Raw genomic sequence first — 12,978 nt, forward strand, 5'->3', positions numbered from 1 at the left:
ATAAATACTAAAAAATTCTTCTGTAATTCTTTTCTTTTTAAACCTCCTCAAGCTCATCAATCTCCACCTTAAGATTTTTGATAATAAAATCTTGTCTGTCTGGGGTATTTTTACCCATATAGAAAGATAACAACTGCTCAATCGAAGTATGTTTATCCATCATAACTGGATCAAGGCGAATGGTGTCTCCAATAAAGTTTTTGAACTCATCTGGAGAAATCTCTCCTAAACCTTTGAATCGCGTGATTTCTGGTTTTGGCTTTAATTTCTCGATGGCATCTTTTCTTTCTTCTTCAGAATAACAATAAATGGTTTCTTTTTTATTTCGAACCCTGAAAAGTGGTGTCTGTAAGATATACAAATGACCTTCTTTGATTAATTCAGGGAAAAACTGCAAAAAGAAAGTAATTAAAAGTAAACGAATGTGCATTCCGTCGACATCGGCATCGGTTGCGATTACAATATTGTTGTAACGCAGTTTTTCTAATCCGTCTTCGATATCAAGCGCTGCTTGCAATAAGTTGAATTCTTCATTTTCATACACAATCTTTTTAGACATTCCGTATGAATTCAGAGGTTTACCTCGTAAACTGAAAACCGCTTGCGTATTTACGTCACGCGACTTTGTAATCGATCCAGAAGCCGAATCTCCCTCAGTAATAAAAAGCGTACTTTCTAAGTTTCTAGGGTTTTTGGTATCTGGAAGATGCGCTCGGCAGTCTCTTAATTTTTTATTGTGAAGATTCGCTTTTTTAGCACGATCTGTCGCCAATTTTCTAATTCCAGACAATTCTTTTCTTTCGCGTTCTGCCTGAAGAATTTTACGCAATAAAGCTTCGGCTGTTGGCGGATTTTTATGCAGGTAATTATCCAGTTTCGTTTTGATGAAATCGTTAACGAAAGTACGAACAGAAACCGCTGGTGTTCCGTCATCAGAACCCATATCGGTAGAACCTAATTTTGTTTTGGTCTGAGACTCAAAAACCGGTTCCATTACTTTAATGCTAATCGCACTTACAATCGATTTTCGAACATCTGACGCATCAAAATTCTTATTGTAAAACTCTCGAATTGTTTTTACAACCGCTTCACGATACGCCGCTAAGTGCGTTCCTCCTTGTGTTGTGTTCTGACCGTTTACAAAAGAGTGATATTCTTCGCTATATTGGGTTTTACTATGGGTCAATGCCACCTCAATATCGTGGTCTTTCAAATGGATAATTGGATATTCTAAATCTTCTTCACTGATAGTCTCTTCCAACAAATCACGAAGTCCGTTTTCTGAATAGTATTTTTCTCCGTTGAAAATAATCGTCAAACCATTGTTTAGATAACAATAGTTTTTAACCATTTTCACTACATATTCTAAACGGAATTTAAAGTTTTTGAAAATCGTTTCGTCTGGCGTAAAAGTTACTTTCGTTCCTTTACGTTTTGTTGTTTCTATAATATCTTCTTCGGACACTAAATTTCCAGCTGAAAACTCTGCCGCTTTTTGTTTGTCATCACGAACCGATTCTACGCGGAAATAAGTCGAAAGTGCATTTACTGCTTTTGTTCCTACTCCATTCAGACCTACTGATTTCTGGAAAGCTTTTGTATCATACTTTCCTCCCGTATTCATCTTCGAAACTACATCGACCACTTTTCCTAAGGGAATACCTCGTCCGTAGTCACGAACGGTAACCGTCTTTTCTTTGATACTTACCTCAATAGTTTTTCCAGAGCCCATTACGAACTCATCGATACAGTTGTCTAAAACCTCTTTTAGAAGAATGTAAATACCATCATCCGGCGCAGATCCGTCTCCAAGTTTTCCGATATACATCCCAGGACGCATACGGATGTGTTCTTTCCAATCAAGCGAACGAATATTATCTTCGGTATATTGATTTTGCTCTAGCATATATGATTTTGGGATTTTTTGCTAATGTACCATTTCTTAGCAAAAAATGAAAGCGTATTTTCTTTTTGTTATGAATAATAACAGTTTAAAATCTATTTAAATTGATTTTAAAGTAAAAAGGGCGCTGAAAGGATCTAAAAACTGCTTTTTTAGCAAAAAATATTATTTGATTCCTAGCACTTCTTTTGCTAAAGCAATCATTTCGGGCGTTCCCGTATTTTTATTTTTCTCGTCAGAAAGTTTCACAACGCCCTGCCAATGTAGATTATCGGGTTTTGTATCGGTTAATTTAATCACCATATTCATTGCAGGAAGGCCAACATCGTTGGTAAAATTTGTTCCGATTCCAAACGACATTTTTATTTTGTCCTGACAGAAATCGACAATCTTTTTTACTTTATCATAATTTAAGGAATCAGAAAAAACAATAGCTTTTGATTTTGGGTCGATTCCCATTTTTATGTAATGCGAAATCACTTTTTGAGCAAATTCAATTGGGTCACCACTATCATGTCGGACGCCATCAAAAAGTTTAGAATATTTTTTATCAAACTGATTGAAAAATATTTCGGTAGTATAAGTGTCTGTTAAAGCTATTCCGAGATCGCCGCCGTAAACTTGTGTCCAATGTTCCAAGCTTATCGAATTTGCCATTTTAAAACCATATTGCGCGGCATGAAACATAAACCATTCGTGAGCGTGCGTCCCTAGAGGTCTCCGATTATTGACCATTGCAAAATGTACATTGCTGGTTCCAATGAAACTTTGCCCACCATAAGTACGCAAAGTCTCATTTACAAGATTCTGCACATCATAAGAGTGGCGTCGTCTGGTTCCAAACTCTAAAATAGAAACTCCAAGTTTATTATAATTCTCTATTTTTTCTTTCGTAAGACTTTTTACCGCTTCATCATTTAAACGAATTAAGTGGTTGGATTTATAAAAAAGTTCCGAAATCAAAGCCATTAACGGTACTTCCCACAAAATGGTTCTGTACCAAAATCCTTCAACAGTAACTTTTATTTCTGATCCTTCTTGACTAATCTGAACTTCAGACGGATCAAAGCTATATCCTTGCAGAAAATCTAAATACGTAGGATCGAGATAGGGACAATAATGGGCGAGATAGTTCTTTTCTTCTTTTGTTAAACGAAGATCTGCCATTGCATCGACAGAATTTCGAAGTAAATCGGCAAAACCTTCCGGAAAAATATGTTTTCCGCGGTTTATAAAACCATACCGAACTTTTGCTTTTGGAAAAAGTTTAATTACAGCATGCTGCATTGTAAATTTGTAGAAATCATTGTCTAAGATTGATTTCAGAAAAGTTGTTTCCATAGCATTCAAATTCGGATCATTCTTGCTAAGATACGTCAATTTTAACAAAAGAAGAAAGATCTAAATCTAATCTTTTATTTTTAAACTATTTTAAAAGAAACGACACTATTTCCATCTACAAAAACAGTAATATAATCACCTATGTTACTATCTATTGGAATCTGAAATTCTAAACCTCCTCGCTTCTCTTTCGGATTTTGAACCTTAACAGCTTTATTGTATTTATTCAAATAAAAAACCTGATTCGATTTCGAAAGATTTTTGATTTCTACTGTAATTCTATCCCCATTTCGTGCTTCAATTATCCCAGAATCTGGGGATTTAATTTTATAATCTTTTTCGATTGTCGTATTATAAATCAAAGGTCCATTAAGAAAATCTTCTTTGCTTAATCTGTTTCCTAAATAAGAACCTGAATCTGGAAAGTGCTTCGCAAAGAAATAATCTGGATCTGTATCAAAATAAGCAGGATTAAAATCATTGACCATTCTGCCTTTACTGCTGTCATAATAGCCTTGTCCCCATGTTACATCTAGAAGACGCCATTTTTTATCAATCAAAACCATATTCCAAGCATGATTGGATGAAGTGGTTTTTCTTCCAATATCTCTTACTGAAATTTTAGAATCGCCACGAATGATTTCGCATTTAATTCCCATCAAGGAAGCCAAATGCTGATACAAAGCCGTAAAGCCTTCACAAACTGCTTTTTTAGATTTAAAAGCTTTCTGAACTAAATTATCATTCAGCTGTTTTATTTTTCGCTGTTTTTCTGCTTCTGAAGAATAACTGAAACCCTGCACTCTTGGCGGATTCAAATAGGCATTGTAATCGTATCTTATATTGAAAGCAATCCAACTGTAAATAGCACGCGCACGATCATAATCCGAATCAAAATCTTTTTCGATTTTGTCGGCTAATTTTTCAGTGCTATCAAAGCTTTTTGGGTATTTTGCAACTATTTTATCAACTTCACTAATCTTTTGAGCAAAAGTAAAATTGATGAAAATACTATTTAATAAAAGGAAAATAAGGGCAATCTTTTTTTGTGGCATTTAAAAATTTGATTTAATAATATCTTTCAGTTCTTGATCTAATTCAGGATTAGAGATTTTATTTTCTTGTAAATCAAAATTCGAGCCAAATGCTGGTAATGAGAAACTTCCTTTAATTTCAGCACCATAACGAGGAAAAAGATTCTGTGCAATTCCTAAAACAGATGCACCACCTCTACCGCCAGGAGAAGTTGCCAACAATAACATTGGTTTGTGTTGAAAAACATCTTTTTCAATTCTAGAACTCCAATCGAAAACATTTTTGAAAGCAACAGAATAATTTCCGTTATTTTCCGCCATTGAAACAACTAGAATATCAGCTTCTTTAAGTTTGTTCAAGAATGCTTGTGCCACTTCATGCTGACCAATTTCTTTCTCAAGATCTACGCTGAAAACTGGCATTGCAAAATCATTAAGATCTAAAACTTCAACTTCTGCATTTTCAAACAAACTAGATGCGTAGGTTGCTAAACGTTTATTGATTGACTGCTTACTGTTACTTCCTCCAAAGGCTACTATTTTCATATTTGTGGTATTTTTATTTTAAACCATATAAGTAATATAAGTTCATTTAAAAAACTTTGTCCTTAAATTAAAAAAAAACTTAAATTTCCTTCTATTACTTATATGGTTTAATATTAATTTTCGATTTCAAAAATCTCTTTTTGTATTTCTACAGAATAATCATTTGGCGAGATACTTCCGCCGAAAGCTTTTGCATAGACTTTAGTAAATTCTGCTCCAAAATATAAAATAATGGCCGAATAATACACCCAAACCAAAATTATAATTACAGAACCCGCCGCACCATAAACGCTTGCAACAGTTGAATTTCCAAGGTAAACTCCAATCGCAAATTTCCCTATCATAAACAAAATCGCAGTGCTTGATGCTCCAATAAAAGCATCTTTCCACTTGATGATTCCGTCAGGTAAAGTTCGGAATATAATGGCAAAAAGCAATGTTATGCTGGCAAAAACAATCACCAAATTAACCACATAAAAAAAGTAAACTGTTGTGTCTGGAAAATAGAGTTTTAAACGAGCATTTAAAAGATCCAGAGTAGCATTGACTATTAAACTGACCAGCATTAAAAATCCAACTGAAACAATCATGGAAAAAGACATCAATCTGTTTTGAATGAACTTTTTCAATCCCTTGTTGGGTTTTGCGCGAAGTCCCCAAATATAATTTATAGAGCTCTGAATTTCTGCAAAAACCCCAGATGCCCCAATTAAAAGCATTACAATCCCAAATACGGTAACAAAGACATTGCTGTCTGATAATTGAACATTCTTGATTGCCTCCTGAATCTGTACTGCAGCATTATTTCCAACCAATCGATTTATCTGACCATATAACTGACCTGTGACTGCCTCTTCCCCAAAAAAGAAGCCACAAATGGTAATTATAATAATCAATAAAGGAGGCAACGCAAAAATGGTATAGTAAGATAATGCCGCACTTAACTTAATTGCATTATCATCATTGAATTCTAAAAATGTTGTTTTTAATAAATACCAAGTTTTTGAAAAGATATTATGATTTTTCATTTGCTGATCTTTTGATATTCATTCAAATTTAAGCATTAATGAAAATTCGTTACTTCTTGGATTTTCGTTGGTTTTTATATTTTTCCCATATATGATATTTAACCCCTAACGGAATAATCTCATTGAGATTTAATATTGGTAAGTCAAATAAACGACACTCTAACTGTCACTTAGGGGACTTCACACCAAAAAATTATTTATAATGACAAAAAATCCCTTTATCGTAAACCGTCCATAAACTTGCTTTTTGATTCGCTGCTTTTAAAGCATTATTTGCCCAAGTATTGCATGTATAAAAAAGACTGTAACTTCCTTTGGCTTCATAAAAAGCATCTTTTTTCCCGTAGCTGTGACCTTCAATCCATTGTGGATGAATTGGATCACTAAAACTATTGGAAATATAATTGACTAAGTTTTGATAATTTTCTTTTGAAACTAAAATTCGCTTACAATCTTCTCCTTCTTTTAATTGCTTGAAAAATGTTGCATGCACAGCAGAAGAACTGATTCCAAATGCGGCTTTAAAAGCTGTACTTGCTTTTAAATCTGACCATTCTGGCGTTTCCAAATAAAAGCCTTTATCTCCCCAACCAAAAGCGATATAATTCATCAACGAATCTTTTGATTGCGTCTGATTGAATTGAATTTCGTTTCTCCAATCTTTTATTTCATTTTTTACGGGAACTACAATATCGGTATGAACTCCATTTGAAAGAATGTAAATTGGAATTGCGTCTTGTTCTTCGACTTTTGCGATATCTGAATTGACTGTAATTTTAGAAATAATCAAAACAGAAGAAATATAAAGGGCAAGAAAACTGAAAATTCCGAAAAGCGTCCAGCCCAGAATTTTGAATGATTTTTTTAGCATTTTAATTGGTTGATTTTAGATTAGTAATTGGTTATTTTTTCTGTAACCAATTTTTAAGCCAAAAATTTTTAATGCTGCTAATTTGTTTCCGAAATGGCACACGGATTTTACGGATTCGCTTTCGCAAAACGCGGATTTGTACGGATTTTTTTTTTAAAAGTTTGTCATCCTGAGCGAAGTCGAAGGACACGCAAGAAGCTCCATAAAGAAAATTGACAATCTGTGCGTAGGCTTCGACTTCGCTCAGCCTGACAAACAAAATCTTAAGTTATAGACATAAAAAAACTGCTGAATCTCTCCAGCAGTTTTTTAGTCTATTTTCTTTGCTCTTTCTTCTATTATCTAAAAAAAGATTAAACGTTGAAACGGAAGTGCATTACATCTCCATCTTTCACCACGTATTCTTTTCCTTCAACTCTGAATTTTCCAGCTTCTTTTGCTTTTGCTTCAGACCCGTATTGAACGTAATCATCATATGAAATTACCTCCGCACGGATGAAACCTTTTTCGAAATCAGTGTGGATAACTCCAGCTGCTTGTGGTGCAGTTGCTCCAATTGGAATAGTCCAAGCGCGAACTTCTTTTACACCAGCTGTAAAGTAAGTTTGCTGTTTTAATAATTTATAAGCTGCACGAATTAAAACTGAAGCTCCTGGCTCTTCTAATCCCATATCTTCAAGAAACACCTGACGCTCTTCGTAGCTTTCCAATTCTGTGATATCAGCCTCTGCTCCTACTGAAAGTACAATTACTTCAGCATCTTCATCTTTTACTAATTCACGAACTTGATCCACATATTTATTTCCGCTTACTGCAGAACTTTCGTCAACATTACAAACATACAAAACTGGTTTTCCTGTAATTAATTGGAAAGATTCCATCAGAACTTCTTCGTCATTATTTTGAGGAACCACTGTTCTAGCAGATTTCGCTTGCAAAAGAGCTTCTCTAATTCTGTTTAGCAAAGCTTCTTCTGCCTGAGCTTCTTTATTTCCTGTTTTTGCAGCACGTTTTACTTTTTCTAAACGCTTTTCGATGGTTTCTAAATCTTTTAACTGCAATTCAATATCGATAGTTTCTTTGTCACGAATTGGATTTACGTTTCCATCAACGTGCACAATGTTATCATTGTCAAAACAACGTAAAACGTGAATAATAGCATTACACTCTCTAATGTTTCCTAAAAACTGGTTTCCAAGACCTTCACCTTTACTTGCACCTTTTACTAAACCTGCAATATCTACAATATCTACAGTTGCCATTTGTACGCGCTCTGGTTTTACTAGTTCTTCTAGTTTGTTGATTCTTGGATCTGGAACGTTAACAACACCAATATTAGGTTCGATTGTACAAAACGGAAAGTTCGCACTCTGCGCTTTTGCATTAGATAAACAATTAAATAATGTTGATTTTCCAACATTTGGCAATCCTACAATTCCTGCTTTCATCTGTTTGTTTGTATTTATTTGATGTGAGCCTTCGATTTAGCTCTTCACATTAAACCCTGTGATTTAATGTCTTATGATTTACATGTTTTTATCATTTTATGCCAAAATGCTATTTTTTGGCTCTAAAATTTTGCAAATATAAGATTTAATAGCTCTTGCGCGAAGTAAAAATGTTCAATAATATAATTTTAGACATAAGCAATGAAATTTTTAAACATTTTATTAATATTTTGTTAAAAAAGACTACTTTTATAAAACTGATTAACAAAAAACAAACCAAAAAACCACTTACCATGAAAAAGATTGCATTATTGTTATTTCTGCTGAATTCAGCATTTCTCTTTGCACAAAAAGAGGTCTCGGGTCTTGTAAAAGATAAATCGGGAAATCCGCTTCCGGGCGTTAATATTGTCGAAAAAGGAACTTCAAATGGAGTTTCTACTGATTTTGAGGGTAGCTTTAGAATAAAAGTAAAAGAAGGTGCAACTTTAGTTTTTAGTTATGTCGGTTTTACAACAGTTGAAAAAACAGCTTCTGGAGATAAAATAAACATTGTCTTAAGCGAAAACGATGGCCAAGTTTTGAATGACGTTGTTGTCGTGGGTTCTCGAAATGCAAAACGGACGGTTGTAAATTCGGCCGTTCCTATTGATGTAATCAATGTCAAAGATGTTACTACTCAAAGCGGAAAAATTGAAATTAATCAGCTTTTACAATATGTAGCTCCTTCATTTAATGCAAATAAACAATCTGGTTCTGATGGTGCCGACCACGTTGATCCCGCTTCTTTAAGAGGTATGGGACCAGATCAGACTTTGGTTTTGATTAATGGAAAAAGAAGACATCAATCGTCTCTAATCAATTTATTTGGAACTCGCGGACGTGGTAATACAGGAACAGATTTGAATGCAATTCCTGCTGCGTCTATTAAAAGAATTGAAATTCTGCGTGACGGTGCTTCTGCACAATATGGTTCTGATGCGATTGCAGGGGTTATTAATATCGTGACAAATGACAACGTTGACGAATTAACAGGTTCAGTTACGTACGGCGTTTTTAACACACATGCCAAAGGCGAATTCTTGCCAGGAACTCCAAATACAAAAGGATTTAGATTGGATCAAAATGGAAATGGGAATTCGTACGGAAAAGATCAGGACTTTGACGGAGGTTCTGTAAGAGTGGCAGCTAATTACGGAACAGGAATTGGAAGCAAAGGCGGTTATGTAAATGTTACGGGAGAATTTTTAAGTAAAAACAAAACTCTTAGACCTGCTTACGATTTTAGAAAAGGATTTGGTGATGCTGAAATGACAGGTGTTAACCTGTTCGCCAATTTAGCAATTCCTATTTCTGATAAAACCGAATTTTATGCTTTTGGAGGAAGCAATTTTAGAGATACCGACGCTTATGCTTTTACCAGAAATGACGGAGAAAGAGTTGTCGAATCTGTTTATCCAGGAGGTTATACTCCAAGAATTACTTCTAAAATTAATGATAATTCTATCGCAGCGGGAATTAGAACCGAATCTTCTGGCGGATGGAAATTTGATTTGAGCAATACTTTTGGTAAAAACAAATTCCAATATGATATTAAAGGAACTATAAATGCTTCTCTTGAAGAAAAATCTCCTCATGAATTTGACGCTGGAGGACACAGCTTACTTCAAAACACTACAAATTTTGATATTTCTAAAAACTACGAAAGTGTTTTAAGCGGTTTAAATATTGCTTTTGGAGCAGAATTTAGAGTGGAGCAATTTGAAATTTTTGCTGGCGAAGAAGGTTCATACGCGACTTATGATACAGATGGAAAACCTATTACAGATCCAACAACGCAAAGCGCACCAATTGATCCTGTAACTGGAGAACCAAGACCTGGAGGTTCTCAAGGTTTCCCAGGATACAGCCCTGCAAATGAAGTCAATAAAGACAGAACCAATTTTTCTCTCTATACTGATGCCGAATTGGATGTTACCGAAGCTTGGATGGTAAGCGGAGCTTTACGTTTTGAAAATTACAGTGATTTCGGAAGTACATTAAATGGAAAACTAGCATCAAGACTTAAAATCACAGACCATATCAACGCTAGAGGATCGATAAGTACAGGTTTCCGCGCTCCTTCTTTAGCTCAAATTTATTATAATTTACGTTTTACCAACTTTAATGCAAGCGGGGCAACAGAAGTTTTATTGGCTCCAAACGATAGCCCAGTTACAAGAGCATTTGGAATTGAGAAATTAAATGAAGAAAAAGCGGTAAATGCTTCATTAGGATTTACTGCGTCTTTCGGTGATTTTACAGCAACCGTTGATGGTTATTATATCAAAGTAAAAGACCGTATTGTTTTGACGGGATATTTTGATGCCAGTTCTTTAAATCTAGGTGTTTCGGAAGCTCAATTTTTTGCGAATGGAGTTGACACAAGCACGCATGGTTTGGATTTGGTTTTCTCTTGGAAAAAGACATTTGATTTTGGTCAGTTTGGTGCAACTTTAGTTGGAAACATCAACGATATGAAAATTGACAAAGTAAAAAACGGAACTCTTGATGAAGCTATTTTCTTCGGAAAACGCGAAAAAGCATTTTTATTAGCTTCGGCTCCAGACAATAAATTTGGTTTAAACCTTACTTACGCAAAAAACAAATTTGATGCTGGTTTAGCTTTTACTCGTTTCAGCAAAGTAGTTCTGGTTGATTATGCAGACGAAGATGATGTTTACAACCCAAGATTGATTACCGATTTAACTGTTGGATATCAGTTCACTAAAAGCTTAAAACTGACTTTAGGAAGCAACAACTTATTTAATGTATATCCAACCAAACAGGACGAACAAGGAAATACAGAGGCAGGAGGTTATTGGGACGCTGTACAAATGGGTTTCAGCGGAGCTTATTACTACGCAAGGCTTGGTTTTAATTTTTAAGAAAGGGCTTCGACTCTGCCCAGTCTGACCAAACAAAAAATCCTGAGCGTTATGTTCAGGATTTTTCATTTCTATTTATAATTACAATTTAAACTCTAATGATGCGACGATTGCTTTTTCTTCGTCGGTTGCTGTAAATCCTGAAATATCCCAATAATTGGTCAAGATTTTGTTTTTCTTATTGAAAAGTGATTTTTCTTTAAAGACATCACTGTCGTTATAGGTGAAATTTTGTTTATTAAAACCTGTTGTTACAAAACTATTTCTTATCTGGACATTTTTAGTTTTATCCTTTAAAACAATATTATAACCAATTTCTTCATTCGAACTCAATACATAATAATCGGTTCCATCCCATCTATAATTTACTTTTACAAATGATTTTGTTAAGTTTTTTTCGCCTTCTTTTGTCTTTTCTTCCACTTTATCGAGAGTTGCAGGCGTAGTTGAAATCGTAAATTCTACAATAATCTTTTTCAAAGGATCATAAATGATTTCAAAATTATCAATTGCTTCTTTGGCCTTGTCCAACGGAACAACTGACATTACGTAGTAATCTTTGTTTTTCGAATGTCCTTTTATTGTAAAATCGTATGCTTTTTTTGACTTTGAATCTAATAATGGATCAAAATATTTAAAATTCGAATAATTCTCCATTATATTATTAAGGTTATAGCCCTTTAAATCAGCACTCACATCTGCTTCTAATAATCCGTAGGAGCGATTTTGTTCAACCAATAAAGTGGTTGCATTATTATTTTTATCAAATTGAAAATTTACCAATCCATCATTATAGTAGGTATACTGATTGTCAAGCATAAAAAACTCTCTAACATATACTTTCTGTCTATGAGAGATACTTATTTTCTTTATAGAATTGTTAACCAATTTCTGCAGTATTTTTTCAGGAGATTCCTTAGACAAAACTACTTCATCTAATTTATTGTTTTTACTCTTTAAATAAATAACAAATTTTTGCTCTCCATTTAAAGAAGTCCAGCGTACAGTCAAATCTTCATAATTAGTTTCAGAAACCTGAACGTTAGATCCGCCGGTCAGCATAAAAGTAACTTTTCCTTCTTCATTGCTCAATAAAATCTGTTGGGTTTTCATTATTTTAACCGTAGCATTTTGTATTGGCTCCAAAGTTTCTATATCCTTAACAATAATAGAATACTCCTCCTTTTGTGCAAAAACGCTTACGCAATTGAGCAAAACAACAAATAAAAGTAGCAATCTCTTCATAGGCATTGTTATTTTTTCAACTAAAGTATTATTTTTTTAACAATTAACCAATAGCCTAAAAATAAAACATTCACTATCAAGAAACTGACTTTTTAAAATACCTGAAATCAGGGTAAAAAAAAATCCTGAACCAAAAGGTTCAGGACTATATTTTAAATACAAAGAAAAATTATTCAGCATGCAAAAATGCTTGTCTCTGCAATAAAGTTTCTTCGTCTTCAACATGATTATCATCAGGAACGCAACAGTCAACAGGACAAACAGCAGCACATTGCGGCTCATCGTGAAAACCTTTACATTCTGTACATTTTCCTGGTACTATATAATAGATTTCGTCAGAAATTGGAGTCTGCGCATCATCTGCGTCAACTTCAGTTCCGTCAGGTAATACAATTTTTCCAGAAAGACTTGTTCCGTCTTTATATCTCCAATCATCTGCTCCTTCATATATTGCTGTATTTGGGCACTCTGGTTCGCAAGCCCCACAATTGATGCATTCGTCAGTTATAATAATTGCCATCTTTTTTAGTCTTAAGGTTTAAAAGTCACAAAGTCTAAAGTCATAAAATCTGTCATAAAGTTTGAAAGTATTTAAAGTAAAAATATTAAAGTCTTTTCAACTTAGGACTTTCGAC

General features: G+C 34.2%; 10 protein-coding genes. 1 reads left to right on the plus strand and 9 read right to left on the minus strand.

All coding sequences use genetic code 11. The features are described 5' to 3' along the window. Nucleotides 1-37 precede the first annotated feature (37 nt). The 7 genes from BB050_RS00825 to ychF all read right to left on the minus strand — a co-directional run bounded on the left by BB050_RS00825 (nt 38) and on the right by ychF (nt 8,171). The gene (locus tag BB050_RS00825; protein ID WP_008462577.1) at nt 38-1,906 is read right to left on the minus strand and encodes a DNA topoisomerase IV subunit B; all 1,869 of its coding nucleotides are present in this window, start codon (nt 1,904-1,906) and stop codon (nt 38-40) included. Nucleotides 1,907-2,068: 162 nt separating this feature from the next. After that, nucleotides 2,069-3,244 (minus strand): nicotinate phosphoribosyltransferase, encoded by a 1,176-nt coding sequence (gene pncB, locus BB050_RS00830; RefSeq protein WP_066032241.1) that lies wholly within the window; start codon nt 3,242-3,244, stop codon nt 2,069-2,071. Between the two features lie 80 nt (nt 3,245-3,324). After that, the gene (locus BB050_RS00835; protein WP_066032242.1) at nt 3,325-4,299 is read right to left on the minus strand and encodes a transglutaminase domain-containing protein; all 975 of its coding nucleotides are present in this window, start codon (nt 4,297-4,299) and stop codon (nt 3,325-3,327) included. Further along, nucleotides 4,300-4,824, minus strand: a complete 525-nt coding sequence (locus BB050_RS00840; protein WP_066032243.1) for an NADPH-dependent FMN reductase — start codon at nt 4,822-4,824, stop codon at nt 4,300-4,302. It lies immediately after the preceding gene. 113 nt (nt 4,825-4,937) lie between these two features. Then, the gene (locus tag BB050_RS00845; protein ID WP_066032244.1) at nt 4,938-5,852 is read right to left on the minus strand and encodes a YihY/virulence factor BrkB family protein; all 915 of its coding nucleotides are present in this window, start codon (nt 5,850-5,852) and stop codon (nt 4,938-4,940) included. 193 nt (nt 5,853-6,045) lie between these two features. Beyond that, entirely contained in the window at nt 6,046-6,723 is a 678-nt protein-coding gene (locus BB050_RS00850) for a TIGR02117 family protein (protein ID WP_066032245.1), read from the minus strand. A 353-nt stretch (nt 6,724-7,076) separates the two neighbouring features. Continuing rightward, nucleotides 7,077-8,171, minus strand: a complete 1,095-nt coding sequence (gene ychF / locus BB050_RS00855) for a redox-regulated ATPase YchF (RefSeq protein ID WP_066032246.1) — start codon at nt 8,169-8,171, stop codon at nt 7,077-7,079. A gap of 293 nt (nt 8,172-8,464) precedes the next feature. Between ychF and BB050_RS00860 the strand changes: the two genes are divergently transcribed. Continuing rightward, nucleotides 8,465-11,098: a TonB-dependent receptor gene (locus BB050_RS00860; RefSeq protein WP_066035070.1), complete on the plus strand. Its 2,634-nt coding sequence runs from the start codon at nt 8,465-8,467 to the stop codon at nt 11,096-11,098. A gap of 81 nt (nt 11,099-11,179) precedes the next feature. Here the strand turns inward: BB050_RS00860 and BB050_RS00865 are convergent, their stop codons facing one another. Then, on the minus strand, nt 11,180-12,343 hold the full coding sequence (locus tag BB050_RS00865) for a peptidase associated/transthyretin-like domain-containing protein (protein WP_066032247.1): 1,164 nt from the start codon (nt 12,341-12,343) through the stop codon (nt 11,180-11,182). A gap of 169 nt (nt 12,344-12,512) precedes the next feature. Next, on the minus strand, nt 12,513-12,863 hold the full coding sequence (locus BB050_RS00870) for a 4Fe-4S dicluster domain-containing protein (protein ID WP_008462559.1): 351 nt from the start codon (nt 12,861-12,863) through the stop codon (nt 12,513-12,515). Between the last annotated feature and the right edge of the window lie 115 nt (nt 12,864-12,978).

The sequence above is a fragment of the Flavobacterium anhuiense genome (genome assembly GCF_001705175.1).
Taxonomy (GTDB): domain Bacteria; phylum Bacteroidota; class Bacteroidia; order Flavobacteriales; family Flavobacteriaceae; genus Flavobacterium; species Flavobacterium anhuiense.